The organism is Salipiger marinus (assembly GCF_035481585.1).
In the GTDB taxonomy this organism is placed as follows: Bacteria; Pseudomonadota; Alphaproteobacteria; order Rhodobacterales; family Rhodobacteraceae; genus Salipiger; species Salipiger marinus.
The window spans coordinates 23,001-48,512 of record NZ_JAYKSL010000014.1 but is presented as its reverse complement, the minus strand read 5'-3'; the positions used below and the strand labels follow the sequence as shown (position 1 = coordinate 48,512).

The 25,512-nt window shown below is 66.8% G+C and carries 33 protein-coding genes; 20 read left to right on the top strand and 13 right to left on the bottom strand.

Going from position 1 to position 25,512, the window contains the following annotated elements; translation table 11 throughout:
• The first annotated feature begins 36 nt into the window (after positions 1–36).
• Complete coding sequence (gene ilvN, locus VK682_RS17640; RefSeq protein ID WP_230797532.1) at positions 37–600, top strand: acetolactate synthase small subunit; 564 nt, start codon at positions 37–39, stop codon at positions 598–600.
• A gap of 80 nt (positions 601–680) precedes the next feature.
• Here ilvN and VK682_RS17635 read toward each other — a convergent pair whose 3' ends face one another.
• Positions 681–1,028 carry a hypothetical protein gene (locus tag VK682_RS17635; protein ID WP_230797531.1) on the bottom strand — a complete coding sequence of 116 codons (348 nt, stop codon included), beginning with the start codon at positions 1,026–1,028 and terminating at the stop codon, positions 681–683.
• Positions 1,029–1,259: 231 nt separating this feature from the next.
• On the opposite strand from VK682_RS17635, the gene VK682_RS17630 reads away from it, so the two are divergent.
• Positions 1,260–2,078 carry a helix-turn-helix domain-containing protein gene (locus VK682_RS17630; RefSeq protein WP_089844165.1) on the top strand — a complete coding sequence of 273 codons (819 nt, stop codon included), beginning with the start codon at positions 1,260–1,262 and terminating at the stop codon, positions 2,076–2,078.
• 4 nt (positions 2,079–2,082) lie between these two features.
• Here the strand turns inward: VK682_RS17630 and VK682_RS17625 are convergent, their stop codons facing one another.
• On the bottom strand, positions 2,083–2,862 hold the full coding sequence (locus tag VK682_RS17625; protein WP_230797530.1) for a DUF2189 domain-containing protein: 780 nt from the start codon (positions 2,860–2,862) through the stop codon (positions 2,083–2,085).
• A gap of 72 nt (positions 2,863–2,934) precedes the next feature.
• Positions 2,935–4,059 carry a peptide chain release factor 2 gene (prfB, locus tag VK682_RS17620; RefSeq protein ID WP_089844169.1) on the bottom strand — a complete coding sequence of 375 codons (1,125 nt, stop codon included), beginning with the start codon at positions 4,057–4,059 and terminating at the stop codon, positions 2,935–2,937.
• Between the two features lie 142 nt (positions 4,060–4,201).
• Between prfB and alr the strand changes: the two genes are divergently transcribed.
• From alr to VK682_RS17580, 8 genes are all read left to right on the top strand, one after another.
• Positions 4,202–5,239 (top strand): alanine racemase, encoded by a 1,038-nt coding sequence (gene alr / locus VK682_RS17615; RefSeq protein ID WP_089844170.1) that lies wholly within the window; start codon positions 4,202–4,204, stop codon positions 5,237–5,239.
• Positions 5,236–6,018 carry an MlaE family ABC transporter permease gene (locus VK682_RS17610; protein ID WP_230797529.1) on the top strand — a complete coding sequence of 261 codons (783 nt, stop codon included), beginning with the start codon at positions 5,236–5,238 and terminating at the stop codon, positions 6,016–6,018. Before alr ends, VK682_RS17610 begins: the two co-directional genes overlap by 4 nt.
• Complete coding sequence (locus VK682_RS17605; RefSeq protein ID WP_230797528.1) at positions 6,015–6,761, top strand: ABC transporter ATP-binding protein; 747 nt, start codon at positions 6,015–6,017, stop codon at positions 6,759–6,761. Before VK682_RS17610 ends, VK682_RS17605 begins: the two co-directional genes overlap by 4 nt.
• On the top strand, positions 6,758–7,147 hold the full coding sequence (locus VK682_RS17600; RefSeq protein WP_230797527.1) for a hypothetical protein: 390 nt from the start codon (positions 6,758–6,760) through the stop codon (positions 7,145–7,147). Before VK682_RS17605 ends, VK682_RS17600 begins: the two co-directional genes overlap by 4 nt.
• 94 nt (positions 7,148–7,241) lie before the next feature.
• Complete coding sequence (locus tag VK682_RS17595; RefSeq protein WP_230797526.1) at positions 7,242–7,703, top strand: paraquat-inducible protein A; 462 nt, start codon at positions 7,242–7,244, stop codon at positions 7,701–7,703.
• A gap of 129 nt (positions 7,704–7,832) precedes the next feature.
• A complete protein-coding gene (locus tag VK682_RS17590; RefSeq protein ID WP_230797525.1) occupies positions 7,833–8,663 on the top strand; it encodes a DNA repair protein in 831 nt (276 codons plus the stop codon).
• Positions 8,664–8,773: 110 nt separating this feature from the next.
• Positions 8,774–10,141, top strand: coding sequence for a DNA repair protein RadA (gene radA / locus VK682_RS17585; protein WP_089844181.1), 1,368 nt, complete (start codon positions 8,774–8,776; stop codon positions 10,139–10,141).
• A 37-nt stretch (positions 10,142–10,178) separates the two neighbouring features.
• Positions 10,179–10,751, top strand: coding sequence for a CvpA family protein (locus VK682_RS17580; RefSeq protein WP_230797524.1), 573 nt, complete (start codon positions 10,179–10,181; stop codon positions 10,749–10,751).
• A gap of 86 nt (positions 10,752–10,837) precedes the next feature.
• Here the strand turns inward: VK682_RS17580 and VK682_RS17575 are convergent, their stop codons facing one another.
• From VK682_RS17575 to VK682_RS17565, 3 genes are read right to left on the bottom strand one after another with little or no spacing between them, the layout of a single operon-like run.
• On the bottom strand, positions 10,838–10,930 hold the full coding sequence (locus tag VK682_RS17575) for a DUF2474 domain-containing protein (protein ID WP_089844185.1): 93 nt from the start codon (positions 10,928–10,930) through the stop codon (positions 10,838–10,840).
• Positions 10,930–11,946, bottom strand: coding sequence for a cytochrome d ubiquinol oxidase subunit II (cydB, locus tag VK682_RS17570; protein ID WP_089844187.1), 1,017 nt, complete (start codon positions 11,944–11,946; stop codon positions 10,930–10,932). The genes VK682_RS17575 and cydB overlap by 1 nt, the downstream gene beginning before the upstream one ends.
• Before the next feature lie 10 nt (positions 11,947–11,956).
• Positions 11,957–13,393 (bottom strand): cytochrome ubiquinol oxidase subunit I, encoded by a 1,437-nt coding sequence (locus tag VK682_RS17565; protein ID WP_324782283.1) that lies wholly within the window; start codon positions 13,391–13,393, stop codon positions 11,957–11,959.
• Between the two features lie 228 nt (positions 13,394–13,621).
• Between VK682_RS17565 and purF the strand changes: the two genes are divergently transcribed.
• From purF to VK682_RS17530, 7 genes are all read left to right on the top strand, one after another.
• Positions 13,622–15,091 (top strand): amidophosphoribosyltransferase, encoded by a 1,470-nt coding sequence (gene purF, locus VK682_RS17560; protein ID WP_089844627.1) that lies wholly within the window; start codon positions 13,622–13,624, stop codon positions 15,089–15,091.
• Positions 15,088–15,648, top strand: coding sequence for a DUF2199 domain-containing protein (locus VK682_RS17555; RefSeq protein WP_230797522.1), 561 nt, complete (start codon positions 15,088–15,090; stop codon positions 15,646–15,648). Before purF ends, VK682_RS17555 begins: the two co-directional genes overlap by 4 nt.
• 138 nt (positions 15,649–15,786) lie before the next feature.
• Positions 15,787–16,044 (top strand): type II secretion system protein N, encoded by a 258-nt coding sequence (locus VK682_RS17550; RefSeq protein ID WP_230797521.1) that lies wholly within the window; start codon positions 15,787–15,789, stop codon positions 16,042–16,044.
• 31 nt (positions 16,045–16,075) lie between these two features.
• Positions 16,076–16,723 (top strand): SDR family NAD(P)-dependent oxidoreductase, encoded by a 648-nt coding sequence (locus tag VK682_RS17545; protein WP_230797520.1) that lies wholly within the window; start codon positions 16,076–16,078, stop codon positions 16,721–16,723.
• Positions 16,724–16,861: 138 nt separating this feature from the next.
• The gene (gene surE, locus VK682_RS17540; RefSeq protein ID WP_089844193.1) at positions 16,862–17,647 is read left to right on the top strand and encodes a 5'/3'-nucleotidase SurE; all 786 of its coding nucleotides are present in this window, start codon (positions 16,862–16,864) and stop codon (positions 17,645–17,647) included.
• Positions 17,644–18,288 (top strand): protein-L-isoaspartate(D-aspartate) O-methyltransferase, encoded by a 645-nt coding sequence (locus tag VK682_RS17535; protein WP_089844194.1) that lies wholly within the window; start codon positions 17,644–17,646, stop codon positions 18,286–18,288. Before surE ends, VK682_RS17535 begins: the two co-directional genes overlap by 4 nt.
• Before the next feature lie 66 nt (positions 18,289–18,354).
• Positions 18,355–19,599 (top strand): peptidoglycan DD-metalloendopeptidase family protein, encoded by a 1,245-nt coding sequence (locus tag VK682_RS17530; protein WP_230797519.1) that lies wholly within the window; start codon positions 18,355–18,357, stop codon positions 19,597–19,599.
• A gap of 25 nt (positions 19,600–19,624) precedes the next feature.
• Here VK682_RS17530 and VK682_RS17525 read toward each other — a convergent pair whose 3' ends face one another.
• Genes VK682_RS17525 through VK682_RS17505 form a run of 5 tightly spaced genes read right to left on the bottom strand, consistent with a single transcriptional unit; the run spans position 19,625 to position 22,675 of the window.
• Entirely contained in the window at positions 19,625–20,155 is a 531-nt protein-coding gene (locus tag VK682_RS17525) for a GNAT family N-acetyltransferase (protein WP_324782282.1), read from the bottom strand.
• Positions 20,156–20,178: 23 nt separating this feature from the next.
• Complete coding sequence (locus VK682_RS17520) at positions 20,179–20,976, bottom strand: ATP-binding protein (RefSeq protein WP_380716262.1); 798 nt, start codon at positions 20,974–20,976, stop codon at positions 20,179–20,181.
• A 41-nt stretch (positions 20,977–21,017) separates the two neighbouring features.
• Positions 21,018–21,974: a twin-arginine translocase subunit TatC gene (tatC, locus tag VK682_RS17515; RefSeq protein WP_230797516.1), complete on the bottom strand. Its 957-nt coding sequence runs from the start codon at positions 21,972–21,974 to the stop codon at positions 21,018–21,020.
• Positions 21,971–22,453: a Sec-independent protein translocase protein TatB gene (gene tatB, locus VK682_RS17510; RefSeq protein ID WP_324782280.1), complete on the bottom strand. Its 483-nt coding sequence runs from the start codon at positions 22,451–22,453 to the stop codon at positions 21,971–21,973. Before tatB ends, tatC begins: the two co-directional genes overlap by 4 nt.
• 6 nt (positions 22,454–22,459) lie before the next feature.
• Entirely contained in the window at positions 22,460–22,675 is a 216-nt protein-coding gene (locus VK682_RS17505) for a twin-arginine translocase TatA/TatE family subunit (protein WP_089844208.1), read from the bottom strand.
• Positions 22,676–22,892: 217 nt separating this feature from the next.
• Between VK682_RS17505 and VK682_RS17500 the strand changes: the two genes are divergently transcribed.
• Positions 22,893–23,564: a helix-turn-helix transcriptional regulator gene (locus tag VK682_RS17500; RefSeq protein WP_324782279.1), complete on the top strand. Its 672-nt coding sequence runs from the start codon at positions 22,893–22,895 to the stop codon at positions 23,562–23,564.
• A gap of 88 nt (positions 23,565–23,652) precedes the next feature.
• On the opposite strand, the gene VK682_RS17495 is transcribed toward VK682_RS17500, so the two are convergent.
• Both VK682_RS17495 and VK682_RS17490 read right to left on the bottom strand, forming a co-directional pair.
• Entirely contained in the window at positions 23,653–24,225 is a 573-nt protein-coding gene (locus VK682_RS17495; RefSeq protein ID WP_089844633.1) for a YceI family protein, read from the bottom strand.
• Positions 24,226–24,327: 102 nt separating this feature from the next.
• Positions 24,328–24,597 carry a hypothetical protein gene (locus VK682_RS17490; protein ID WP_131821779.1) on the bottom strand — a complete coding sequence of 90 codons (270 nt, stop codon included), beginning with the start codon at positions 24,595–24,597 and terminating at the stop codon, positions 24,328–24,330.
• Positions 24,598–24,829: 232 nt separating this feature from the next.
• On the opposite strand from VK682_RS17490, the gene rpsF reads away from it, so the two are divergent.
• The gene (rpsF, locus tag VK682_RS17485; RefSeq protein WP_089844213.1) at positions 24,830–25,258 is read left to right on the top strand and encodes a 30S ribosomal protein S6; all 429 of its coding nucleotides are present in this window, start codon (positions 24,830–24,832) and stop codon (positions 25,256–25,258) included.
• A gap of 19 nt (positions 25,259–25,277) precedes the next feature.
• Complete coding sequence (gene rpsR / locus VK682_RS17480; RefSeq protein WP_089844216.1) at positions 25,278–25,505, top strand: 30S ribosomal protein S18; 228 nt, start codon at positions 25,278–25,280, stop codon at positions 25,503–25,505.
• Positions 25,506–25,512: the final 7 nt, after the last annotated feature.

Below are 25,512 nucleotides of genomic sequence, written 5' to 3'. Positions count from 1 at the left end.
ACGAAAATTCTCGCTCATGACCGGAAAGGACCGCAGATGTCGCCTCTGCAGATCAAGAAGGGCTCGAACAAGCATTCGGCCTATAACCTTCGCCCCACCTTCTCCGATGTTCAGGAGACCCACACCATCACCGTGCTCGTGGAAAATGAACCCGGGGTTCTGGCCCGGGTCATCGGGCTGTTTTCGGGACGGGGTTACAATATCGACAGCCTCACCGTGGCAGAGGTCGACCACGAGGGTCATCTGTCGCGCATCACCATCGTGACCACCGGCACCCCGCAGGTCATCGAACAGATAAAGGCGCAGCTGACCCGGATCGTGTCAGTGCACGAGGTCCACGATCTGACCGCCGAAGGCAGTTCGGTGGAGCGGGAACTGGCGCTGCTGAAAGTGGCCGGAACCGGCGACAAACGTGTGGAGGCGCTGCGGCTGGCCGACATCTTTCGCGCCCATGTGGTGGACAGCACGCTGGAAAGCTTCGTCTTCCAGCTGACCGGAACCCCGGACAAGATCGACGCCTTTGCCGATCTCATGCGCCCGCTCGGTCTGGTTCAGGTGGCGCGCACCGGCGTGGCGGCGCTGAGCCGCGGCAGGGGCTGAGCGGATCTCCGGATCCCGGACAGGACAGAAAGGACCGCCCCGGCGGTCCTTTGCGTTTCCGGGCACCGGATCTCAGGCAATCAGACGGAAAGCGGCGCCCGGCGGCGCGCAGGGAAGGCCAGCACTGTCGTGCCCCGGTCGCGCGCGTCCGAAGGCCGCGCGACAGCGCCGCGCGCGGTCTTGAGCCGCCCGGCAAGCCCGGCAAAATGCTGCTGCATCACCCGTTCGGGATTGCGCACATAGCGCAGATTGCGATCCTGCATCAGTTCGAACTGGATCAGGTCGCCCGCGTCAAGACAGGGCCCCTCGTGCTGAGGGGAGCCGGTGTCATGCCAATAGGCAAGATCTCCATGGTCTTCGCACCACACCACAGCCTGGTTATCGGTTTGGTCGGCCCAGAGCACGACCCCGTACATCTTGCGTGACATGGCGACACCCTTAACGCTCGTTCATTACATCAGCGTGACGCAAATCAAAAGCGTCGCACATCAGGGTAAACGTGACGACCACTTGCATTTTGTGACGCTTTAAGTAAACCCTGTCGCGATATCGCATCACATATGATGCCAATACGCATCAGTTGAGATACGGATAGTGAGGACAAGACGGTGGATGGCGGTTTTCCCGACCGGATGGGCGTGCAAAAGAGAAGAAAAGTCATGGCCAAAGAAGGTAATGCTGCGGAGGCGCAGCTAAGCCCGGCAGAGCTGCGGGGCGTGTTTGGCGCGAATCTGCGTCGCCTGGGTCAGGATGCGGCCTCGATTTCGGCCTTGTGCCGCGACCTTGGAATCAACCGCACGCAGTTCAACCGCTATCTGGCCGGAGAGAGCTTCCCCCGCCCCGATGTGCTGCACCGGATCTGCCGCTTTTTTGGCGTTGATGCGCGCATCCTGCTGGAGCCGGTGACGCATATCCGCGACACCCCCCGCGACCTGCTGCGCCACCCCTTCATCGCGAACTATGTCGGCGCAGGCATGATGGGGCTGTCCGAAGAGGAATTCCCCTCGGGCTTCTACCGCTTTTCCCGCGCCGCGTTCTCCGAGGAAGAGCGTTTCGTGGTCGGGCTCGTGCACATCACCCGGCGCGACGGCTTCACCTTCCTGCGCGGCTTCGAGCCGAAGGAAGCGATGTCGATGCATGACCTGCCCACCGATCCCGCCTCGCGCGAGTTCCGCGGCTTTGTCATGCCGCAGGCCGAGGGCATCGCGGCCATGGTCAGCCGCAACGGGGCGGTGACCACCTCGTTCAACTACCTGTCGCGGGCGGCGGCGCTCGCCAACCATTTCTGGGTCGGCTACACCGTGCGCACCACGCCCGAAAACCCCTCGGGGCGGCGGGCGGCGCGGCTGGTCTATGAATTTCTGGGCCATGACACGCATAAGGTGCTGGCCGCCGCGCGCAGCACGGGCTACCGCACGGCGTCGGAGCTGGTGCCCTTCCACCGCCAGCAGCTGCGGGTGAACGACCCGTTCCGCTGACCGCTCAGGCCGTATCAGCGCCCCGCAGCAGGGCGTAAAGGTGCCACGAGGCATGGCCCAGCCATGGTAGCACCAGAAACAGGCCCAGAAAGCCCGGCAGCAGCGCCAGAAAGGTCAGCCCGGCCAGAAGCGCGCCCCAGGCCAGCATCAGCACCGGATGGGCCAGCACATACTGGACCGACACGATCATCGCGGTGACAAAATCCACCTCGCGGTCAAGCAGCAGCGGCAGCGCCAGCACGGTGATCGTGTAAAGCAGCACGGCGAAGCCTGCCCCCACCAGCGTGCCGGTGCCCAGCATCATCAGCCCGTTCACGCTTAGAAACACTTCCGGGCTGCTGCTGATATTGGTCATCGGCGCAAGCCCCAGAAACAGGGCAAAGATCATGTGGCCCAGAAAGAACCAGAACAGGAAGACCAGCACGATCACCGCGCAGAGCGAGGGCAGCTGCCGCTGCGACTGCCGCAGGATCACGCCGAAGACCGGCCGCCACCCCGGCGCCTCGCCCCGGGTCAGACGGCGCGAGATCTCGTAGAACCCGAACGCCGCGAAGGGGCCCACCAGCGGAAAGCCCACCGCCGCCAGCACCAGCCAGAAGCTTTGCCCGGTGGCCCGCGTGATCCAGCTTAGCGCCAGCCCCGCCGCCACATAGACCCCGGCAAGAACCAGCGCAAAGCGCTTGGCGCGGCGCAGATCCCGCCAGCCAAGCGCCAGTGCCGCGCGCAGCGTGGCAAGGCGCACCGGTGCAAATTCCGGCACGCCAGATGCGGGGATGTCCGACATGATGCCTCCTCCTCCTGTCCCGCGGGCATCTAAGCCGCGGTCAGGGCGAGAGGGCAAGCGGGATGCGCGGCCTCAGTCCTCGCCGCGCGCATCGGCGCGGGATTTGCCCGCCACGTTCTGCGCCAGCGTGGCGGCCATGAACTGGTCCAAATCGCCGTCGAGCACGCCCTGCGTGTCAGAGGTTTCCACCCCGGTGCGCAGATCCTTCACCATCTGGTAGGGCTGCAGCACATAGGACCGGATCTGGTTGCCCCAGCCCGCATCGCCCTTGGCCTCGTGGGCGGCGTTGATCTCGGCGTTCCGGCGGTCCAGCTCCATCTGGTAAAGCCGCGATTTCAGCGCCTTCATGGCGATGTCGCGGTTCTGATGCTGCGACTTTTCCGAACTGGTGACCACAATGCCGGTGGGAATATGGGTGATGCGCACCGCGGAATCGGTGGTGTTCACGTGCTGCCCGCCCGCGCCCGACGACCGGTAGGTGTCCACCCGGATGTCGCTGGGATTGACGTCGATTTCGATATTGTCATCGACCACCGGATAGACCCAGACCGAGGCAAAGGACGTCTCGCGCGTGCCCTTGCCAAAGGGCGAGATCCGCACCAGCCGGTGCACGCCCGATTCCGATTTCAGCCAGCCATAGGCGTTGAGGCCGGAAATCTTGTAGCCCACCGACTTGATGCCCGCCTCGGCACCCGCTTCCTCGGACTGCAGCTCCACCTCGTAGCCGCGCTTTTCCGCCCAGCGGACGAACATCCGCTGCAGCATCTCGGCCCAGTCGCAGGCCTCGGTGCCGCCCGCGCCCGCGTTGATTTCAAGGAAGGTGTCATTGGCGTCGGCCTCGCCGTCCAGCAACGCCTCCAGCTCTTTCTTGGCGGCGCGTTCGGCAAGCTGCTTCAGCGCGGCCTCGGCCTCGGCCACCACGGCGGCGTCGTCTTCCATCTCGCCCAGTTCGATCAGATCGACGCCGTCCTGCAGATCCTGCTTGATGGAGCGATAGGTTTCCATCGCATCGACAAGCATCTGCCGGTCGCGCATCAGCTTCTGCGCGGCGGTCGGATCGTTCCACAGGTTCGGATCCTCGACCCGCGCGTTGAATTCTTCCAGCCGGTAGGGCGCGGTCTCCCAGTCCAGCCGCTGGGCCAGCAGGTCGAGCGATTTCTCGATCTTGTCGACGGTTTTCTGGGTCTCGGCGCGCATGGGTGTTCCCGGATTTCCTGAGAGTGATCCGGGGGACATAAACCAGCACCCCGCCCCCTTCAAGCGCGGCAAGCCCGCGCAGCGGCGCTTGCGCGCGCTTTCCCCCTTGACGCCCCGCCCCCCGGACGCAATCAGTCGCGCCATGGCACAGGCACAGCTTACCATCGATCTTGACGCAATCCGCGCCAACTGGCGCGCTCTCGCCGCGCGCGGCACCGCCGAGGCGGGCGCCGTGGTGAAGGCGAACTGCTACGGGCTGGGCGCGGACCGCGTGGCCCCCATGCTGGCGCGCGAAGGCGTGCGCCGGTTCTTCGTGGCCACCACCGAGGAAGGGGCAAGCTTGCGCCATATCCTTGGCGCCGGGCCAGAGATCAACGTCTTCTCCGGCCATATGACCGGCGATGCCGCCCTGCTGCGCGATGCGCATCTGACGCCGATGATCAACTCCATCGACCAGATGCTGCGCCATGTCGAGGCGCTGCCCGGCCATCCCTTCGGCATCCAGCTTGACAGCGGCATGAACCGGCTGGGCATGGAACCGGCGGAATGGTCGGCGCTGCGCGACATCGCGCTGGCGCAGAACCCGCGTCTGGTCATGTCGCATCTGGCCTGCGCCGATGAGCCCGATCACGGCATGAACGCCTTCCAGCTGCGCACCTTCCGCGAGATGACCGACGGCATCGAGGCGCCTCGGTCCCTGGCGGCGACGGGCGGCATCCTGCTGGGCGAGGCCTATCATTTCGACGTCACCCGCCCCGGCATCGGGCTTTATGGCGGCCTGCCCTTCGCGGCGGCGCAGCGGGTGGTGGCGCTGGACATCCCGATCATTCAGGTGCGCGACGTGACGGCGGGCGAATCCGTGGGCTATGGCAATGCCTTCGTGGCGCGGATGCCGATGAAGGTCGCCACCATCGCCGCCGGCTATGCCGATGGCCTGATCCGCGCGCTGGCACCCAAGACCCATCTCTGGGCGGGCGACACCCGCTGCAAGCTTCTGGGCCGCATCAGCATGGATCTGATCACCGTCGATGTCAGCGCGGTGCGCGAAATGCCCGCCACGCTGGAACTGCTTGGCCCGCATCAGGGCGTGGACCAGCTTGCCGATCACATCAACTCCATCGGCTACGAGATCCTGACCTCGCTCGGCTCCCGCTACGCGCGGCGCTATCTCGGCGGATGAGCCCGGCGGCGCCCCTTGCCCTGATCGGCCGCGCCGTTCTGGCGGGGCTTGCGGCGGTGGGACGGGTCACGCTGTTTGCGCTGCAGGCGCTGTCGCATCTCCTGCGCCCGCCCTTCTATGGCCGGGAATTCGCGGGCGCGCTGCTGCAGATCGGCTGGCTGTCGCTGCCGGTGGTGGGCATGACCGCCATCTTCACCGGCGGTGCGCTGGCGCTGCAGATCTATTCGGGCGGCGCGCGGTTCAGCGCCGAGGCAGTGGTGCCGCAGATCGTGGCCATCGGCATGGTGCGCGAACTGGGCCCGGTGCTGGTGGGGCTGATGATCGCGGCCCGCGTCACCTCCTCGATCGCGGCCGAAATCGCCACGATGAAGGTCACCGAACAGATCGACGCGCTGGTGACGCTCAGCACCCATCCGATGAAATATCTCGTGGCGCCGCGCCTGCTGGCGGCGCTGCTGGTGGTGCCGGCCCTCGTGGCGGTGGGCGATGTCATCGGCATCGCGGGCGGCTATGCCGTGGCCACCGGCCCGCTTGGCTTCAACGCGGCGGGCTATCTGAAAAACACGCTCGATTTTCTCGAACCGCTGGACGTGCTCTCCTCGCTCGCCAAGGGCTGCGCCTTTGGCGGCATCGCGGCGCTGATGGGCTGCTATTACGGCATGGGCTCGGGGCGCGGCGCGCAGGGCGTGGGCCGCGCCACCAAAGGCTCGGTCGAGGCGGCGGCGATCCTGATCCTTGCCGCCAATTTCCTGCTGACGGGGGTGTTCTTTTCGGCATGATCCGGATCCGTAACCTCAGCAAATCTTTTGGTGCCAATGCCGTGCTGCGCGGCGTCGATCTCGACGTGGCGCGCGGCCAGTCGCTGGTGGTGATCGGCGGGTCGGGCACCGGCAAATCGGTGCTGCTGAAATCTATCCTTGGCCTTGTGCCGCCCGACGCGGGCCAGATCACCGTGGACGGGCAGGATACGCAGGGCCGCAACCACGAGGCCTTCCTGTCCCGCTTCGGCATGCTGTTTCAGGGCGGCGCGCTCTTCGACTCGCTGCCGGTCTGGCAGAACGTCGCCTTCCGCCTGCTGCGGGGCAGCCTGCGCCGCCCGCAGGCCGAGGCGCGGGCCGTGGCGCTCGACAAGCTGCGCCGCGTCGGGCTGGGGCCGGAGGTGGCCGACCGGCTGCCCGCCGAACTGTCGGGGGGCATGCAGAAACGCGTGGGCCTTGCCCGGGCCATCGCCGCCGACCCCAAGGTGATCTTCTTCGATGAACCCACCACCGGGCTTGATCCGATCATGGCCGGGGTCATCAACGCCCTGATCCGCGAGATCACCACCGAAATGGGCGCCACCACCATCACCATCACCCATGACATGGCCTCGGTCCGCGCCATTGCCGACCGCGTCGCCATGCTGCATGACGGCCGCATCCGCTGGACCGGCCCGGTCGGCGATCTGGACAGCACCGACGATCCTTATGTCCGGCAGTTCATCCACGGCCACCCCTATGGCCCCATCGAGGCGCTGCGATGACCTTTTTCGAACCAAGCCCGCTGCTGCTGGCGCTGATCTTCGTGCGGACCTTCGTCTATCTGGAGGTGCTGGCGCTGCTGGCGCTGGCGCGCGGCCTGATCGCGCGCGGCCCGGCGCGGCTGGCGGCGCTGCTGTCGCTGCTGCTGGCGCTGGCGGGGCTGGCGCTGACCTTCGCCCCGGCGCTGAACCTGAACCAAGGCCCGGTCTTCGCCATGGCCTCGCAGGCGATGACCCAGGGGCAGGGCCTGCCCGCGCTGCTGCTGGCCTCGGCGCCGCTGCTGGTCAGCGCCGTGCTGCCGGGCCGCCGCGCGGCCTGGATCGACGCGCTGCATGTCATCCTGATCGGCACCCTCCTCGGCCTCTGGGCCGCCACCCGCTGGCTGTGAGCGCGACCCTGCCCCTTCATCTTGCCCGGAAAACTCCGGGGGGCGCGCGGCACGCGCGCGGGGGCAGCGCCCCCTCGAGGCCGGGGCGGGTGCGATGCTGAAATACCTCAACCTCGCGCTGCTGATCCTCTATCCGCTCGCATGGACCGCCCCCCTGCTGCGCGCGGGCCTGCTGCCGCTCTTTGGCCTGCAGGAAATCAGCGTGCTCTCCGGCCTCGCCGCGCTCTGGCAGACCGACCGCCTACTGGCGCTGCTGGTGGCGCTTTTTGCGCTGGTGGCGCCCATGGCCAAGACCGCGGGCCTTGCGCTGGTGCAGTTCGGCAGGCTCGGCCCGCGCGCCCTGCCCGCACTTGCAGCCCTGGGACGGCTCGCCATGGCCGACATCTTCCTGCTGGCGCTTTACATCACGCTGGCCAAGGGCATCGGTGTGGGCCGGGTGGAGACGGCATGGGGGCTTTACCTCTTCACTTTCTGCATTCTTGCCTCCATGGCGCTGGCCGCGCTGGAGAAACGCCGGCAGCGGAGGAAAGGGGCGCAAGCGGCGCAACAATCCTGATCCCGGACCCCCATTGTTGCCGCAACCGCGCAGCCTGCGGGGATTTGGTTAAAATTCTGTAGGATTTTCCACCGCCTGTTCTATCTTGACTCCCATCAGTTTTTTGATCGTTTTCCGGGGGGTTGGGTTATGGAAACACCGCTGCGCCGTAGCGCGCTCATCCTGCAGTCGGTGCTTCAGCAGATCTCCATCCTGATCGTGCTGGCGCTGGGGGCAAGCCTTGGCGCATGGACGCTGGCGGCGGCCTTCGGCCTGCTGCCATGGCTGGTTCTGGACATGAGCCTTGGCACCGAACCCATTGAAAACGCAGGCATGTGGCTGCAGATCGGGCTGGTGGCGCTGGCCGTGGCGCTGGCGGCCTATCTGCCCACCAATGCGCGGGTCATGGCGCTGGAACGCTCGCACCGGCGGTTTCACCTCAACATGCGCGATGTGGCGCAGGCCTATGCGGCGGCGCATCGCGCCGACCGGCAGGGCGTGTTCACGCTGTCCTCGGAATTTGATTCGATCCGCGAACGCATCGCCTTCCTGCGCGACCATCCCGATCTGGGTGATCTGGAGCCGTCGATCCTCGAGGTTGCGGCGCAGATGAGCCATGTGTCCCGCGAACTGGCGCGCATCTATTCCGACAGCAACGTGATGCGGGCACGGGATTTCCTGATCGCGCGCCAGCAGGAGATCGAGGATTTCAACCGCAGGCTGGATCAGGCCAAGGCGCTGGCCACGGAAATCCGCATGTGGCACGACCGGGTCGAACTGGACGAGGCAGTGGCCGAAGCGCAGCTGGTGCGGCTCTGCGAGGAGCTGGAGCGGGTGCTGCCGGAGATTCTGCCCGAGGAGCCCAGACCCGCCCCGGCGCCCGGCCCCTATGTGCTGCCCGCCGCCCTGCGGGCCGAGCCGGAGGAAGGCGGCGCGCCTGAGCGGATCGTTGCCATGCCTGCGCGGCGCGCCGCCGAATAAGGGCCGGGGGCGCTGCCCCCGTCTGCGCCTGCGCGCAGACTCCCCCGGGATATTTGCGGTCAGAAGAAGGCACGGCTTGCAGCCGCCCCCCCGTCTTGGCACAAGGCGCCATGGCGCGCACATCCTCCACCTTTGTCTGTCAGGCCTGTGGCAACACCACGTCCAAATGGTCGGGGCGCTGCGATGCCTGCGGCGCGTGGAACACCATCGTGGAAGAGGTGCCGCTGTCGCAGGGGCCCGCGGGCAAGGCTCTGGGGGCCTCGCGCGGGCGGGCGGTGGTGCTGTCCGATCTCGCCACCTCGGAGGCGGCGCCGCCGCGCACCGCCTCGGGTCTGGGCGAGCTTGACCGGGTGCTGGGCGGCGGGCTGGTGCCCGGCTCTGCCATTCTGGTCGGCGGTGATCCCGGCATCGGCAAATCGACGCTGCTTCTGCAGGCGGCGGCGGCCTTTGCCCGCGCGGGCCAGAGCGTGATCTATGCCAGCGGCGAGGAAGCCCGCGCGCAGGTGCGGATGCGGGCGCAGCGGCTGGGGCTGGCCGATGCGCCGGTGCGGCTGGCGGCGGAGACCAACCTGCGCGACATCCTGACCACGCTGGAGGCGGAAAAGCCCGGCCTTGCCATCGTCGATTCGATCCAGACCATGTGGGTGGACAACGTGGCCTCGGCGCCCGGATCGGTGGCGCAGGTGCGGGCAGCGGCGCATGAGCTGACCGCCTTTGCCAAGCGGCACAATACGGCGGTGATCATGGTGGGCCATGTCACCAAGGACGGCCAGATCGCCGGGCCCCGGGTCATCGAGCATATGGTCGATACCGTGCTTTATTTCGAGGGCGAGCGCGGCCACCAGTTCCGCATCCTGCGCTCGGTCAAGAACCGCTTCGGCCCCGCCGACGAGATCGGCGTCTTCGAGATGACCGGCGCGGGGCTGGCGGAGGTCACCAACCCTTCGGCGCTGTTCCTGTCCGAACGCGGCACGCCCGCGCCGGGGTCGGTGGTGTTTTCCGGCATCGAGGGCACGCGCCCGGTGCTGGTGGAGTTTCAGGCGCTGGTCGCCCCTACCCCGCAGGCGCAGCCGCGCCGGTCGGTGGTCGGCTGGGATGGCGGGCGGCTGGCGATGATCCTCGCCGTGCTGGAGGCGCGCTGCGGCATTCCCTTTGCGGGGCTCGATGTGTATCTGAACGTGGCGGGCGGCATGAAGATCAGCGAGCCCGCCGCGGATCTGGCGGTGGCGGCGGCGCTGCTGTCGGCGCGCGAAGATGTGGCGCTGCCTCCGGAAACGGTGGTTTTTGGCGAAATCAGCCTGTCGGGCGCGCTGCGCCCGGTGGGCCAGACCGAAAATCGGTTGAAAGAGGCGCAAAAACTTGGTTTCTCCACGGCGATCCTGCCGCGGGGTGGAAAGCCTGTTGGCGCGGGCGAGATGACGCTGACCGAAATGGGCGATCTCGCCACGGTCGTGGGTGAAGTGTTCGGAGCCGGCTGAGGCCCCGACAAGCGCAAGGCAAGGGACGCAAAGAGCCATGGAAGGTTTCACTATCGTCGACGGGGTGGTTGCGCTCGTCATCGTGCTGTCGGCGCTGCTGGCCTATTCGCGGGGGCTGGTGCGCGAGGCGCTGGCCATCGCGGGCTGGATCGTGGCGGCGATGCTGGCGGTGATGTTCGCACCGCAGGTGCAGCCGCTGGTCAAGGAAGTGCCGGTGATCGGCGAATTCCTGTCCGACAGCTGCGAGCTGTCGATCATCGCGGCCTTTGCGGCGGTCTTTGCGCTGGTGCTGGTGGTGACCTCGCTGTTCACGCCGGTGTTTTCCGGGCTGGTGCAGCGGTCGGCGCTTGGCGGGCTGGATCAGGGTCTGGGCTTCCTGTTCGGGGTGGCGCGCGGCGTGCTGCTGGTGGCGGTGGCCTTCTTCGTCTACCAGACCGTGATCACCGCGCAGGACATCGCGATGATCGACAATTCCCGCTCTGCCGCGATCTTTTCGCAGCTGACCGAGCGGATCGCCGCACAGGATCCCGCTGCGGCACTGGGCTGGGTCACCACCCAGTACGAGCAGCTGGTCGGCGTCTGCGAAGCCCCCGCCGGCAGCGACGCCTGAGTTCCGGCGCGGAGCACTGGTCCGCCCTTAAAAAAGCGCCCCGCCTCGGACCGAGGCGGGGCGTTCTGCTTTGGTGGGGAGCGGGGTTACAGCAGCACCAGCCGGATGGCATAGGCCACGGTCAGCACCACCGCCACGCCCGCGCCGTAAAGCGCCACGAACCACAGGATGCGCCGCATCAGTGATAGCCTTCGGAGGGGTCGAGCTTGCCGCGGAACACCCAGTAGGCATAGGCGGTATAGGCAAGGATGATCGGCACCAGCACCACCGCGCCCACGAACATGAAGAGCTGCGAACTGGGCGGGCTGGCCGCGTCATAGATGGTGACCGAGGGCGGGATCACATAGGGCCACATCGACACGCCCAGACCCGCGAAGCACAGGCCGAACAGCGCCAGCACCAGCACGAAGGGCAGCCAGTCCGGCCCCGTCCCCGCCAGAAGCGCGCGGGCCAGCACCAGCGTCAGCACCCCCACCAGCACCGGCACGATCGCCACCTCTAGGATGCCGGGCCATGCGAGCCAGCGTTCGAAATAGGCGTTTTCCAGAAAGGGCGTGGCAAGGCTGACCGCGACGATCCCCGCCACGGTGGCAAAGCCCGCCAGCCGCGCGATGACCCGGGCGCGGTGCTGGATCTCGCCTTCGGTCTTCATGTTCAGCCAGCAGGCCCCCAGCAGCGCATAGCCCAGCACCACCGCCACGCCGCAAAGCAGGGTGAACGGCGTCAGCCAGTCCCACCAGCCCCCGGCATACTGGCGGCCCTCCACCTCGATCCCCTGCAGCAGCGTGCCAAGGATCATGCCCTGCGTCAGCGCCGCCAGCGTGGAGCCGCCAAAAAACGCCAGATCCCACGACACCCGCGAAAACGGCCGCTGCGCGCGCCAGCGGAATTCAAAAGCGACGCCACGGAACACCAGCGCCAGCAGCATGGCGATGACCAGCGGATAGGTGGCGGGCAGGATGATGGCGTAGGCCAGCGGAAAGGCCGCAAAGAGCCCGCCGCCCCCCAGCACCAGCCATGTCTCGTTGCCGTCCCAGACCGGGGCCACGGTGTTCATCATCAGATCGCGGTCGTGCTTTTCGGGAAAGAGCGGGTAAAGGATCCCCAGCCCGAGGTCGAACCCGTCAAGCACCACATAGGTGAAGACGGCAAAGACCAGAAGCAGGGCCCAGGCGACGGTCAGATCAAAAGGCATGACGGGATCCTTATTCTGCGGGATCGGCGGAGGGGTTGCCCCGCCCGGGATACTGCTGCTGCGGGGTCAGGCCCGCGCTGCGGATCGGGCCCGGCTCGACCCGCGCCCCGTGCTCTCCGGCCTCGGGCGGATGCGACATCAGCCGCAGGATATAAAGCACGCCCGCCCCGAACACGGTGAAATAGATGACGATGAAGGCCATGAGCGACCAACCGACGGCATCCGCCCCCAGCGGCGAGACCGCATCGGCGGTGCGCAGCGCGCCATAGACCACATAGGGCTGGCGGCCCACCTCGGTGGTGATCCAGCCCGCGATGACCGCGACCAGCCCCGAAGGCCCCATCAGCACGGCGGCGCGGTGCAGCCATGGCGAGGCGTAAAGATCGCCGCGCAGCCGCGTCCAGAGCGCCCATGCCCCCATGCCCAGCATCAGGAAGCCAAGCCCCACCATCACCCGGAACGACCAGAACACCACCGCAACCGGCGGCTGGTCTTCGGGGGCAACGGTATCGAGCCCCGGCAGCGCCCCGTTCCAGCCCTTGCCGAAGATCACCGAGGAGAGGTTGGGGATCGACAGCTCATAGCGCATTTCCTGCGCCGCCTGATCGGGGATGCCGAACAGGATCAGCGGCGCGCCGTCGGGATGGCTTTCGAAATGCCCCTCCATCGCGGCGATCTTGGCGGGCTGGTATTCCAGCGTGTTCAGCCCGTGTTCATGGCCCAGCACCACCTGCAGCGGTGCCGTGACCACGATCATCCACATCGCCATGGAGAACATCCGCCGCACGCCCGGATTGGCCTGCCCGCCGCGCAGCAGATGCCATGCGGCCACCCCGCCCACCAGAAAGGCGGTGGTCAGGTAGGTCGCGGTCAGCGTATGCGCCAGCCGGTAAAGGAAGCTGGGGGTAAAGACGATGGCCCACCAGTCTTCGGGGACGAACTGCCCCGCCTCGTTCATGGAAAAGCCCTGCGGGGTCTGCATCCAGCTGTTCACCGACAGGATCCATGTGGCGGAAATCGCGGTGCCCACCGCCACCATCAGCGTGGCGAACATGTGCAGGCCCGGCCCGACCTTGCGCCGCCCGAACAGCATGATGCCCAGAAACCCCGCTTCGAGGAAAAAGGCGGTCAGCACCTCATAGGCCATGAGCGGCCCGACCACCGGCCCCGCCAGATCGGAAAAGCCCGACCAGTTGGTGCCGAACTGGTAGGACATCACGATGCCCGACACGACCCCCATGGCAAAGCAGATGGCGAAGATCTTCACCCAGTAATTGAAGAGCCGCAGATAGGTGTCGTTGCCCTTCCACAGATAAAGCCCGTTCAGAACCGCCAGATAGCTGGCCAGACCGATGCTGATCGCGGGAAAGATGAAATGGAACGACACCGTGAAGCCGAACTGAATCCGCGCAAGCAGCGTTGCGTCCAGACCAAGAAAGGTATCCATGCCATGGCCCCCTGAGGTTATCCCTGATGATCCAGAGCTAGGGCACGGGATTGTGCTTGACCAGTTTTGCGGATGCGGCATCCTGACGCCAAGCGCGTTCACATTGCCGAGATAGGCTCTTTGTATTGCGGGGAATTGCGAACACTTCGTGACACTGGAAGCCGCAGGCCGTATGGAGGCTGCGACTCGAGCCTCATGGATGCGGAGCTGCCCTTGTCCCAACGCCAGATGCCCCCCGCCCACCCCTTCGATTACGACGCGATCGACGGAGACAGCCTGCATGAAGAATGCGGCGTCTTCGGCGTGAACGGCGTGACCGATGCGGCAAACTTTGTCGCCCTTGGCCTGCACGCGCTGCAACATCGCGGTCAGGAGGCGGGTGGGATTGTCTCCTATGCGCCCGAGCACGGGTTCAACTCGGCACGTCGCTTCGGCTATGTGCGCGACAACTTCACCAAGCAGTCGTTGATGGAAACGCTGCCCGGCGTGCTGGCCATCGGCCATGTGCGCTACTCCACCGCCGGATCGAAAGGCGCCGCGATCCGCGACGTCCAGCCGTTCTTTGGCGAGTTTTCCATGGGCGGTGCTGCCATCGCCCATAACGGCAACATCACCAATGCCGATGCGCTGCGCCGCGAACTGATCGAACGCGGCTCTATCTTCCAGTCCTCGTCGGACAGCGAATGTATCATCCACCTGATGGCGCGGTCGCTGCAACGCGACATTCCCGCCCGGATGGAGGATGCGCTGCGCCGCGTCGAAGGCGCGTTTTCCGTGGTCGCCATGACCCGGACCAAGCTGATCGGCGTGCGCGATCCGCTGGGCGTGCGCCCGCTGGTGCTGGGCCGGGTGGGCGATGGCTGGGTGCTGTCGTCGGAAACCTGCGCGCTGGACATCATCGGCGCCGAATTCGTGCGCGAGATCGAACCGGGCGAAATGGTGGTCATCACCGGACAGATGGTCGAAAGCCGCCGCCCCTTCCGGCCGCAGCCGTCGAAATTCTGTATCTTCGAACACGTCTATTTCTCGCGCCCCGATTCGATCATCGGCGGGCGGTCGGTCTATGAGACCCGCCGCCAGATCGGCGTGGAACTGGCGCGTGAAGCCCCGGTCGATGCGGATCTGGTCTGCCCGGTGCCGGATTCCGGCACCCCCGCCGCCATCGGCTTTGCCCATGAATCGGGCATCCCCTATGGTATGGGCATCATCCGCAACCAGTATATGGGCCGGACCTTCATCGAACCCACCGAGCAGATCCGCAACATGGGCGTCCGGCTGAAGCTGAACGTCAACCGGGCGCTGATCCGGGGCAAGCGGGTGATTCTGGTCGACGATTCGGTGGTGCGCGGCACCACCTCGCGCAAGATCAAGGAGATGATCCTTGATGCCGGGGCCGCCGAGGTGCACTTCCGCATCGCCTCGCCGCCGACCGCATGGCCGTGCTTTTACGGGGTGGACACGCCACAGCGCGAAAAGCTGCTGGCCGCCACCATGTCCGAGGACGAGATGCGCGAGCATCTGGGGGTTGATTCGCTGCGCTTCATCTCGCTGGACGGGCTTTACCGCGCCGTGGGCGAGGCGAAGGGCCGCGACAATGGCTGCCCGCAATATTGCGATGCCTGTTTCTCTGGCGAATATCCGGTGGAACCGGCGGACATGATCGAAAAGGGCTTCAAGCTCAAGACGGCGGCAGAGTGACCCTGCTGGCGCTGGATGCGCGCTGGCGGCGCTTCAACGATCCCGACCGCGCCTGCCCCTGCTGCGGGCGACGGTTTTCCGGCGTGTTCGATCTGGGTTTTGACGCTCCCGAGGACTGGCCTTACGGGCCAGCCCCCGAGGGCGGCGAAAAGCTGGCGGGCGAAGACCGGCTGACCGCCGATCTGTGCCGGATGGACGGGCGCTATTTCCTGCGCGGGCTCCTGGGGTTTGACATCCGGGGCAGCGAAGAACGGCTCTATCTGGGCGTCTGGGCCGAAGTGCCCGAACCGGTGTTCCGCGCGTGGCTTGCCACCTATGACGACCCCGCCGCCAGCTTTGAGGGCGGCGAGGGCCTGCTGGCCAATACCCTGCCGCTCTTGGATGAGGAGCGCGCCAGCGTGCTGACGCTGGCGCTGGTCGCCCCCGACCAGCCGCCGCGCTTCACCGCCAGTGACGGCCCGCTGGCCGAGGCGCAGCGAGAGGGGCTGTCCTTCGACGGGCTGCTCGATCTTTACGCCGCCTTCGGAGATGACATAAGGCCGCATCTGACCGCCTGAGCGGTCCACCGCCCGGCCCTGCGCGGCCCGCCGCTGCCCCATCTCCGGCACACGCGGGCGTGACCCGCCGCACCCTTTCGCCCTGCCCCGCAGCCGCGCTATCCCTGCCGTCCACACCCAACGGACAGGGATCAGATCATGGCACAGACCGGCACCCCGCCGCAGATCGCGGCCACCGCCACCACGCAGGCGCCTCTGCCCCGCAGCCGACCGCTGCTGCTGGGCGTGTTTGGCCGCGACCAGCACCGCGCCGCCCTCGTGCTGAAAAAGGACGGTCGCACCGAAGCCGTGGGCATTGGCGACATGGTCGATGGCGCGCAGGTGGTGGCGATCGATCAGAACCGCATCGCGCTGGCCCGCAGGGGTGCGGCGCAATGGATCACCCTGCCGAATTGACATTCCGCGCGCGGCAGGCGACAGGGCGCGCATGAGTGAAAAGATCGCCCTTGTCACCGGAGCCTCCCGCGGTCTCGGCTTTGCCCTGGCCGAGGCGCTGGCGCCCGCGCATCATGTCGTTGCCGTCGGCCGCACCATCGGTGGGCTGGAGGATCTGGACGACCGCATCAAGGCCCGGGGCGGCAGCGCCACGCTGGCCCCCATGGACATCACCAAGCCCGAAGCCATGGCGCAGCTCTGCCGGTCGATCCATGACCGCTGGGGCGGCATCGCGGTCTGGGCCCATACGGCGGTCCATGCCGCCCCCCTGACGCTGGCCAGCCATATGGATGGCAAGGACTGGGACAAGTCGGTGGCGACCAATCTGGGCGCCATGGGCGTGCTGATCCCCTATGTCGCGCCCCTGCTGGGTGCCGAGGGGCTGGCGCTGTTCTTCGAGGACGATCAGGCGGGGCGCAAGTTCTACGGCCATTACGGCACCACCAAGGGCGCGCAGATCGCGCTGGCCCGCAGCTGGGCCGCCGAGTCGGAAAAGACCGGACCGCGCGTGCGCATCCTGTCCCCCGCGCCGATGAACACCACCACCCGGATGCGCTTTCACCCCGGCGAGGACAAGGACGCGCTGGCAAGCCCCTATGCCGAGGCGGCGCGGCTTCTGGCCGAGGCAGGGCTGGCCTAGGCCCGCCTCACCGCCCGCCACAGCGGCGCTTTCCCCACAGCCCTGATTTTCCGGCCCCTGCCGCCGCTGCGGCAGGGTGCTGCGACTTGCCCCGCGCGCGCGCATTCCCTATGGAGTTGACAGCACGAGGGACAGATCATGCGCATTCTCATCACCAATGACGACGGCATCAACGCTCCGGGGCTGGAGGTGCTGCACGCCATCGCCACCGAGATCGCGGGCCCCCAAGGCGAGGTCTGGACCGTGGCGCCCGCTTTCGAGCAGTCCGGGGTCGGCCATTGCATCAGCTACACCCATCCGATGATGGTGGCCGAGCTTGGCCCGCGCCGCTGGGCCGCCGAGGGCAGCCCCGCCGACTGCGTCATCGCGGCGCTGCATGACGTGATGACCGACACGCCGCCGGATCTGATCCTGTCCGGGGTCAACCGCGGCAACAACTCCGCCGAAAACGCGCTTTATTCCGGCACGCTGGGCGGCGCCATGGAAGGCGCGCTGCAGGGTCTGCCCGCCATCGCGCTGTCGCAATATCTGGGGCCGCGCACCCGCGATCTGGAGAATCCCTTCGAGGGGGCCGCAACCTATGGCGTCGAGGTGATCCGCCGCATCCTTGCCACCGGGCTGGAGCCCGACGCGCCCTACCGGCTGTTCTGGAGCGTGAATTTCCCGCCCCTGCCCGCCGCAGAGGTCAAGGGCACCCGCGTCGTGCCGCAGGGCTACCGCATCGACACCAGCTATGGCTGCGAGCCGCATCTGTCGCCCTCGGGGCGCCGCTTCCTGTGGATCCGGGGCGGCGACCAGCGCGCCCGCGCCACGCCGGGATCGGATGCGGAAGTGAATCTTGACGGCTATATCTCGGTCACGCCCATGCGCGCGGATCTGACCGCACATGACGCGCTGGACCGCCTGAAAGACGCCTTTGCATGAGCTTTGACGCCGAAGCCAAGATGCAGTTCCTGTTCGCCCTGCGGTCGCGCGGGGTGACGGACAGCGCCGTGCTTCGCGCCATGGAACGGATCGACCGCGGGCATTTCGTCAAGGGCTACTTCACCGACCGCGCCTATGAGGACATGCCGCTGCCCATCGCCTGCGGCCAGACCATCTCGCAGCCTTCGGTGGTGGGGATCATGACGCAGGCGCTGCAGGTGTCGAGCCGCGACAAGGTGCTGGAGGTGGGCACGGGCTCTGGCTATCAGGCCGCGATCCTCAGCCAGCTGGCGCGGCGCATCTATACCGTGGACCGCCACCGCCGTCTGGTCACCGAGGCGAAGCTGGTCTTTGACCAGCTTGATCTGGCCAACATCACCGCCTTCACCGCCGATGGCAGCTTCGGCCTGCCCGATCAGGCGCCGTTTGACCGCATTCTGGTCACCGCCGCCGCCGAGGATCCGCCCGGCCCGCTCTTGGCCCAGTTGCGGATTGGCGGTATCATGGTGCTGCCGGTGGGGCAGTCTGATACCGTGCAGCATCTGATCCGTGTCACCCGCACGGAAGACGGATTCGAGTATGACGAACTGCGCCCCGTGCGTTTCGTGCCGCTGGTCGAGGGGCTGGCCAAGGACAGCTGACCCAACCTGCGGCCCATTTGCCGTGACGTCCCGGCACAAGGGGCGCATTTGAGGATCGAGAGACAGATGCACAATCGCCGCTTCCCCGCGTCCCGCCTTGCCCTGCCGCTGGGGGTTCTTGCCGCGCTCGCCGCCTGCGACTCGCTGGATTACGACATGCGGGGCCGCATGGGCGGCTCGGTCGACACCAGCGCCGCCGCCCTGCAGGCCGCCGCCAACCGCCCCGCCCCGGACAATCGCGGCATCATCTCCTATCCGAACTATCAGGTCGCCGTGGCCCGGCGCGACGACACGGTGGCGACGCTGGCGGGGCGCATCGGCCTGCCCGCCGGAGAACTGGCGCGCTACAACGGCATGCAGCCGGACGATCCGCTGCGCGAGGGCGTCATCATCGCCCTGCCGGGCCGGGTGTCCGAACCCTCGCCCGCCACCGGCGCCGCGACCACCGGCCCGATCCAGCCGCCCGCACAGGTCGACATCGCCACACTCGCCGGGGGCGCCATCGACCGTGCCCCCGCCGTGCAGTCGCAGGTCATCACCCCTGCGGGCACCCCGCCCGCCAGCACCGCCGCCCAGCCCCAGACCGGGGTGGAGCCGATCCGCCACAAGGTGACGCGCGGCGAAACCGCCTTCACCATCGCGCGGCTTTACAACGTGACCCCGCGCGCGCTGGCCGACTGGAACGCGCTTGATGCCAATTACACGCTGCGCGAGGGCCAGTATCTGCTGATCCCGGTGGCGGAGCCGCGCAGCAGCAGCGCCAGCAGCAGCAGCAACGCGGCGCTGGCCACCACCGCGCCCGGCACCGGATCGCCCACGCCGCAGCCGCCTTCGGCCAGCCAGCCGCTGCCGCAGAACGAACCCGCCCCGGCGGCGCAGACGGCCTCCGCCTCTACCACGCCCGCCGCACCGGCCAAGCCCGTGGCCGAGATCGGCCAGAGCGCGTCAAAACCCGCCAGCGCCGCTGCCATGGCCATGCCGGTGCAGGGCAGCATCGTGCGCGAATATGCCAAGGGCAAGAACGAGGGCATCGACATCGCGGCCCCCGGCGGCACCCCGGTGCAGGCCGCTGCCGCAGGCACGGTGGCCGCCATCACCCGCAACACCGACAACGTGCAGATCGTGGTCATCCGCCACCCGGACGAACTTCTGTCGATCTACACGCATCTGGACGGGCTGCAGGTCGCCAAGGGTGATGCGGTGACGCGCGGCCAGTCCATCGGCTCGGTCCGCGCGGGGGATCCGGCCTTCCTGCATTTCGAGGTGCGCAAGGGCTTCGACAGCGTCGATCCCATGACCTACCTGCGCTGACAGCCCTTTCCGGGGCCGGGCTGTGTTACCACAGCTCGGCCCGGTCCAGCGCCGCTACGCAGCGTGACTGCCCGCGCAGCACCGGCATGGCCCCCGCGTCCAGCGACCGCCCCAGCCAGCCCTGCGGCATGCTCAGCGGCAGGGGCGCGCGCGCCTGTGTTTCGGTGATCTGGACAAAGCCTGCCCGCCCGTAAAAGGCCGGATCGCCATAGGTCAGCGCCACATCCCAGCCTTCGGCGCGCAGCGCGGCCAGCGCATGGCGCAGCAGGGCCACCCCCACGCCCTGCCCCTGCCTAGCCGTCGCCACCGCCATCGGCGACAGCAGCAGCACGCGGTGCGGATCCTCGGGGAAATCGAGCCGGGTGAAGATGACGCCGCCAAGGGTTTCGCCCGCCTCCGTGGCGCAGAACACCCGGATGTCGGCGGCGGGCGTGGTGGCCAGCAGGTCGCGGACCAGCCCGCCGACCACCGCGCCCTCCGCCGCCCCTTCGGAGGCGGAGAACACCGCCGTCACCAGTGCCGCAAGATCGGGCCGGGCGCCTTGGGCAATCTGCATCTGCCGCTCCCCTCCGGTCTGCGTCAGCTCAGCGCCACGCCTTCGCGGCCCGCCAGATCCACGAAGAACTGCCATGCCACCCGGCCAGACTGCGCGCCGCGCGTGGCCTGCCATTCGATGGCTTCGGCGCGCAGCCGGTCCTCGGGGACAGTCACGCCATGTGCCGCGCAATAGCCCCGGATCATGTCCAGATAGTCGTCCTGCGAACAGGGGTGGAAGCCGAGCCACAGCCCGAACCGGTCCGACAGCGAGACCTTTTCCTCCACCGCCTCGGAGGGGCTGATGGAGGTGGAGCGTTCGTTTTCGATCATGTCGCGCGGCATCAGGTGGCGCCGGTTGGAGGTGGCGTAAAGCAGCACGTTGTCGGGCCGCCCCTCGATGCCGCCATCCAGCACCGCCTTCAGGCTTTTGTAATGCTGGTCGTCATGGCTGAACGACAGGTCGTCGCAGAACAGCAGGAAGCGCTGGTCGCTGGCGCGCAGCAGGTTCAGCAGCCGCGCGACCGAGGGCAGATCCTCGCGCTGCAGCTCCACCAGTTTCAGATCTTCGCCCCTTGCGCGAACTTCGGCATGCACCGCCTTGACGATGCTGGATTTTCCCATGCCGCGCGCGCCCCAGAGCAGGGCATTGTTGGCAGGCAGGCCGCGCGCGAACTGCAGCGTGTTCTGCAGCAGCGTGTCCCGCGTGCGGTCCACCCCCACCAGAAGCCGCAGCGCCACGCGGCTGATCTGATGCACCGGCTCCAGCCGGTCGGGATTGGTGTGCCAGACAAACGCCTCGGCCGCCCCAAATTCTGGGGCGGCCTGCGGCGCGGGGGCCATGCGTTCCAGCGCGGCGGCGATGCGTTTCAGCGTCGATTTGGTCACGTGCGGTCGTCCTTCGCGTCCTCGTCGAACTGCTTCATCAGAGGATCGTTTTCGGTATCAGGCTCTTCTTCGAACCACAGGCCTTGGGCCTTCAGCTCTTTCTCGCGCTTCTTTTCCACCATGCGGACAAGGAAGATCGAGATTTCATAAAGACCGTAGACCACCACGAACAGGATCAGCTGCGTGGTGACATCGGGCGGCGTGACCACGGCGGCCAGCACCAGAATGGCCACCACGGCATATTTCCGCACCGAGGCCAGACCTTCGGAAGACACCAGCCCCGCCTTGCCCATCAGGGTCAGCAGCACCGGCAGCTGGAAACAGAGCCCGAAGGCGATGATGAATTTCAGCGTGATGTCGAGCGACTCGTTCACCTTGCCGAAGAAGGTGATCCGCATGCCTTCGCTGTTTTCCGGCACCACGGCGGTGTCGATCGGCACACCGGCGGGCAGCGTGTCGGCGGCACGCGCCAGAAGTTCGGCAAAGATCGACGACACATCGGCAAAGCCAAGGAAGAACGCCATGGCAAGCGGGGTCACGACAAAATGCGCAAAGCTCGCCCCCAGCAGGAACATCGCCGGCGAGGCGACAAGGAAGGGCAGGAAGGCGCCCTTTTCCGACCGGTAAAGCCCCGGCGCCACGAAGCGCCACAGCTGGTAGGAGATCACCGGAAAGGCCAGCGCAAAGCCGAACACCATGGAAATCCGGAACAGCGTGAACAGGTATTCCTGCGGCGAGGTGTATTGCATCGTGGGCGACGGATCGCCCAGCGAGCGCAGCGTCGCCTCGATCGGTTCCAGCAGGAACTGCAGGATGGGTTCGGCCACGGTGAAGGCCAGCACCATGCCGATGATGAAGGCCACCACCGCGCGGATCAGCCGCGTGCGCAGTTCCGCCAGATGCTCGATCAGCGGGGCGGAACTGTCCTCGATCTCGTCATGCGCCTCGCTCATGCCTCACCGTCTTTCTTCAGCGCCGCTTCCATTTCCTCGGCCTTGCGCGCGGAGTCCTCGGCGCGCTTGGCGGCGGCCTCGGCTTCGCGTTTCTGGCGTTCGGCGGCGGCGCGGGCGGCACCCGCCTCGATCTTTTTCTTCTGCGCGGCGCGTTCGGGATCAAGCGCGCCGGGATCCTCTTTCAGCCCCTCGCCCTTTTTCGGCGGCGTGGGATCGGTCATCGACCGGGCGGCATCGCGCACCCCGTCCATCGCGGATCCCAGCGGGTTCGTGGCGGATTTGAAGGTCTTCGCCACGTCGCGCATGCCGGAGTCATCCGCGGCATCGTTCATGGCGCGGCTGAATTCCCGCGCCATACCGCGTGCCTTGCCCATGAAGCGCCCGACATTGCGGAACAGCACCGGCAAATCCTTTGGTCCCACAACGATCAGCGCGACGATGCCGATGACCAGCAGTTCCGACCAGCCCAGATCGAACATGTGCGATCAGACCTTGGTCTTCTCGTCCTCGGGGGTCACATCCCGGGCCTTGTCTGCCTTCTCGTCCTCGATGTCCTTGGACCCGTCGCTGACGCCCTTCTTGAAGGCGGTGATGCCCTTGCCGACCTCGCCCATGAGGTTGGAGATCTTGCCGCGGCCGAACAGCACCAGCACGACGATGGCGATCAGCAGAATGCCCGGAAGCCCGATATTGTTGAGCATGTTGTCTCTCCCGTTGGGGCGGCGGCAGAAGCGGCGCGCGCCCGAGTTTTATTCCCTGTCCGGGTTCTAGAGGCTTTTCCGACCGCTTGAAAAGCACCAAGGCCCCGGAACGGCGCTTGTGGCTCTGGAAATCGTCACAGTTTCTGACAGTATCCTGTCAGGTGACAGAATGATGTCAGCAAACCCCGGCCCGCCCCATGGCAGAAAGGCGAATCGCATGTCCCGCACCGACCGGCTTTACGCGCTGATGCAGCGGCTGAAGGATGGCCATCTGCACACCGCCGAGGACTTGGCCGCCGCCCTGCAGGTGTCGGTGCGCACGATCTACCGCGACATGGAAACGCTTGCCGCCTCCGGCGTGCCGGTCGAGGGCGAGCGCGGGCGCGGCTATACCGCCCGGGCCGCCATCACCCTGCCGCCGCTGAACCTGACCGAGCCGGAACTGGAGGCGCTGCATCTGGGGCTCGCCGCCATCGGCGCCGCCGACATGGCCGATCTGGCGCAGGCGGCGCGGTCGCTTTCGGCCAAGATCGACGCGGTGCTGCCCGAGGATGCCGGGGCTGCGGCGGGCAGTTTCGGCTTTGCCACCTACCCGTTCCGCGAAGCGGCGGAGGGCTTCCGCTTCATGCCCGCCTTCCGCGCCGCAATCCGGGCCCGGCAGAAACTGCGCGTCACCCTGCGCGAGGGCGAGCCCCCGCAGGAGGTGCGCCCGCTGCATCTGGATTACTGGGGCCGGGTCTGGACCTGCGTGGTCTGGAACGAGACCGCGCGGGATTTCGACACGTTCCGCATTGACCGGGTCACGGCGCTGACGCCGCTGCCGGGGCTCTTCGTGGACGAGCCGGGCAAAAGCCTTGCCGATTTCCGCGCGCGCGGGGCGGGCCGCTGACAGAGACAGAAAAGCCCCCGGAACCAGCGGCTCCGGGGGCATTCATCACTCGTTACATGGCCTTATACGGGCCGAACAGAGGATTGGATCACTCTGCCTTCATCGCCTCGACGGAAATGTTCAGTTCGACCTCGTCGCTGACATAGGGCGCGAACATGCCAAGGTTGAAATCCGACCGCAGCAGCGTGGTGGTGGCGGTGAAGCCCAGCCACGGCTTGCCTTCCATCGGATGCTCGCTTGCCTGCATCAGCTTGGTGTCCAGCACGACTTCCTTGGTCTCGCCGTTCAGGGTCAGATCGCCGGTGATCAGCGCGGTGTCCTCGCCGGTCACTTCGATGCCGGTGGAGGTGAAGGTCACCATCTCGTCCTCGGCCGCGTCGAAGAAATCGCCGCTCATGAAATGGTCGAACCGGGCTTCCCAGCCGGTGATCATGCTGCGCACCGGGAAGGACACTTCCACGGAAGAGGCGGCAGGCTCTTCGGCATCATAGGAGATGACGCCCTCGAAGCCGGAGAACATGCCGTAGCCGACCGAATAGCCAAGGTGGTTGTAGGAGAACACGATCTGGCTGTGGCTCGGATCCACCGAATAGGCTTCGGGTTCGGCGGCAGCAGCAAGGGGGGCAAGCGCCAGCGCACCGGCGAGCAGATAGGATTTCATGAAAGGCATCTCCATCAGGATTTCAGATGCCTCTTCATGTGGGGCAGTGCCGCGCCGCGGCAATCCGGTCTTCGCCCACAGGGTCTGTGGAAATACGAACACTCACTCCCGCAGGGGGCGCGGCTGCGGCCCCTGCTGCGGCTGGCTGCGCCCGCCCAGCAGGCAGGCGGTGCCGGTCAGCGCCAGAAACAGCGACAGCCCCAGCCGGACCAGTTGCAGCGCCGGCAGCCCTTCGGAGGTGGGCACCAGCCAGATGGTCAGCGCCGCCGCCCAGAGCGTGACACCCGCCACCAGCACGATCATCCGCAACAGAACGATGATGCTGTCTTGCGCCGGCATTGGTACGACCGGAAACGTGGTTTCTGCGGACATCTTGCTCTCTCCCTCGCTACGCGTCACAAGGTTAACCTCGCGTCAAAAGAAGGCCGGAATTGGGCATGACCAAGGAATTGCCCGGGCGGCGGCGGCGGGGGTTGAATCCATGGACCAAGCGTGTATACGGCGCCATCCCTCTGCGAGACGATGAAACGCGCAGTCTCTCGTGGGCAGGTGCGGAGTGGATGACCTGCCCTATGAAATGCGCCCGGACACAAATGGAGCACACATGCCGCTTTACGAGCATGTCTTTATCGCGCGTCAGGATCTTTCCAGCGCGCAGGCCGAAGGTCTTGTCGAACATTTCGGCACCGTCCTGACGGATAACGGCGGCACCGTCGTCGAATCCGAATACTGGGGCGTCAAGACCATGGCGTTCAAGATCAACAAGAACCGCAAGGGCCACTACGCCTTCCTGAAGACCGACGCGCCCGCGTCCGCCGTTCAGGAAATGCAGCGCCTGATGGGTCTGCATGACGACGTGATGCGCGTCCTGACCATCAAGGTCGAAGCGCATGAGGAAGGCCCCTCCGCCCAGATGCAGAAGCGCGACGAGCGCGAAGGCCGGGGTGATCGCGGCGACCGCGGAGATCGCGGCGACCGGGGTGATCGTGGCGACCGGGGTGATCGTGGCGAACGCCGCGAACGCCGCAACTGAACTGGAAAGGAGCTAAACCATGGCCGCAAAACCGTTTTTCCGCCGCCGCAAGGTCTGCCCCTTCTCCGGGGACAATGCGCCGAAAATCGACTACAAGGACACCCGTCTGCTGCAGCGCTACATCTCCGAGCGCGGCAAGATCGTGCCCTCGCGCATCACCGCCGTCTCCGCAAAGAAGCAGCGTGAACTGGCCCGCGCCATCAAGCGCGCCCGCTTCCTCGCCCTTCTGCCCTACGTCGTGAAGTAAGGAGCAA

Excerpts from the sequence above, each read along its gene's own strand:
- radA (WP_089844181.1), top strand. The coding sequence starts at position 8,774 with ATGGCGCGCACATCCTCCACCTTTGTCTGTCAGGCCTGTGGCAACACC.
- VK682_RS17495 (WP_089844633.1), bottom strand. The coding sequence starts at position 24,225 with ATGAAATCCTATCTGCTCGCCGGTGCGCTGGCGCTTGCCCCCCTTGCT.
- prfB (WP_089844169.1), bottom strand. The coding sequence starts at position 4,059 with ATGCGCGCCGAGACCCAGAAAACCGTCGACAAGATCGAGAAATCGCTC.
- alr (WP_089844170.1), top strand. The coding sequence starts at position 4,202 with ATGGCACAGGCACAGCTTACCATCGATCTTGACGCAATCCGCGCCAAC.
- VK682_RS17580 (WP_230797524.1), top strand. The coding sequence starts at position 10,179 with ATGGAAGGTTTCACTATCGTCGACGGGGTGGTTGCGCTCGTCATCGTG.
- rpsF (WP_089844213.1), top strand. The coding sequence starts at position 24,830 with ATGCCGCTTTACGAGCATGTCTTTATCGCGCGTCAGGATCTTTCCAGC.
- VK682_RS17595 (WP_230797526.1), top strand. The coding sequence starts at position 7,242 with ATGCTGAAATACCTCAACCTCGCGCTGCTGATCCTCTATCCGCTCGCA.
- tatB (WP_324782280.1), bottom strand. The coding sequence starts at position 22,453 with ATGTTCGATCTGGGCTGGTCGGAACTGCTGGTCATCGGCATCGTCGCG.
- VK682_RS17605 (WP_230797528.1), top strand. The coding sequence starts at position 6,015 with ATGATCCGGATCCGTAACCTCAGCAAATCTTTTGGTGCCAATGCCGTG.
- VK682_RS17610 (WP_230797529.1), top strand. The coding sequence starts at position 5,236 with ATGAGCCCGGCGGCGCCCCTTGCCCTGATCGGCCGCGCCGTTCTGGCG.
- purF (WP_089844627.1), top strand. The coding sequence starts at position 13,622 with ATGCCCCCCGCCCACCCCTTCGATTACGACGCGATCGACGGAGACAGC.
- VK682_RS17590 (WP_230797525.1), top strand. The coding sequence starts at position 7,833 with ATGGAAACACCGCTGCGCCGTAGCGCGCTCATCCTGCAGTCGGTGCTT.
- ilvN (WP_230797532.1), top strand. The coding sequence starts at position 37 with ATGTCGCCTCTGCAGATCAAGAAGGGCTCGAACAAGCATTCGGCCTAT.
- VK682_RS17600 (WP_230797527.1), top strand. The coding sequence starts at position 6,758 with ATGACCTTTTTCGAACCAAGCCCGCTGCTGCTGGCGCTGATCTTCGTG.
- VK682_RS17545 (WP_230797520.1), top strand. The coding sequence starts at position 16,076 with ATGAGTGAAAAGATCGCCCTTGTCACCGGAGCCTCCCGCGGTCTCGGC.
- cydB (WP_089844187.1), bottom strand. The coding sequence starts at position 11,946 with ATGCCTTTTGATCTGACCGTCGCCTGGGCCCTGCTTCTGGTCTTTGCC.
- VK682_RS17505 (WP_089844208.1), bottom strand. The coding sequence starts at position 22,675 with ATGCTCAACAATATCGGGCTTCCGGGCATTCTGCTGATCGCCATCGTC.
- VK682_RS17565 (WP_324782283.1), bottom strand. The coding sequence starts at position 13,393 with ATGGATACCTTTCTTGGTCTGGACGCAACGCTGCTTGCGCGGATTCAG.
- VK682_RS17525 (WP_324782282.1), bottom strand. The coding sequence starts at position 20,155 with ATGCAGATTGCCCAAGGCGCCCGGCCCGATCTTGCGGCACTGGTGACG.
- VK682_RS17550 (WP_230797521.1), top strand. The coding sequence starts at position 15,787 with ATGGCACAGACCGGCACCCCGCCGCAGATCGCGGCCACCGCCACCACG.
- VK682_RS17575 (WP_089844185.1), bottom strand. The coding sequence starts at position 10,930 with ATGCGGCGCATCCTGTGGTTCGTGGCGCTTTACGGCGCGGGCGTGGCG.
- VK682_RS17635 (WP_230797531.1), bottom strand. The coding sequence starts at position 1,028 with ATGTCACGCAAGATGTACGGGGTCGTGCTCTGGGCCGACCAAACCGAT.
- VK682_RS17630 (WP_089844165.1), top strand. The coding sequence starts at position 1,260 with ATGGCCAAAGAAGGTAATGCTGCGGAGGCGCAGCTAAGCCCGGCAGAG.
- rpsR (WP_089844216.1), top strand. The coding sequence starts at position 25,278 with ATGGCCGCAAAACCGTTTTTCCGCCGCCGCAAGGTCTGCCCCTTCTCC.
- VK682_RS17520 (WP_380716262.1), bottom strand. The coding sequence starts at position 20,976 with ATGGCCCCCGCGCCGCAGGCCGCCCCAGAATTTGGGGCGGCCGAGGCG.
- surE (WP_089844193.1), top strand. The coding sequence starts at position 16,862 with ATGCGCATTCTCATCACCAATGACGACGGCATCAACGCTCCGGGGCTG.
- VK682_RS17530 (WP_230797519.1), top strand. The coding sequence starts at position 18,355 with ATGCACAATCGCCGCTTCCCCGCGTCCCGCCTTGCCCTGCCGCTGGGG.
- VK682_RS17490 (WP_131821779.1), bottom strand. The coding sequence starts at position 24,597 with ATGTCCGCAGAAACCACGTTTCCGGTCGTACCAATGCCGGCGCAAGAC.
- tatC (WP_230797516.1), bottom strand. The coding sequence starts at position 21,974 with ATGAGCGAGGCGCATGACGAGATCGAGGACAGTTCCGCCCCGCTGATC.
- VK682_RS17500 (WP_324782279.1), top strand. The coding sequence starts at position 22,893 with ATGTCCCGCACCGACCGGCTTTACGCGCTGATGCAGCGGCTGAAGGAT.
- VK682_RS17625 (WP_230797530.1), bottom strand. The coding sequence starts at position 2,862 with ATGTCGGACATCCCCGCATCTGGCGTGCCGGAATTTGCACCGGTGCGC.
- VK682_RS17535 (WP_089844194.1), top strand. The coding sequence starts at position 17,644 with ATGAGCTTTGACGCCGAAGCCAAGATGCAGTTCCTGTTCGCCCTGCGG.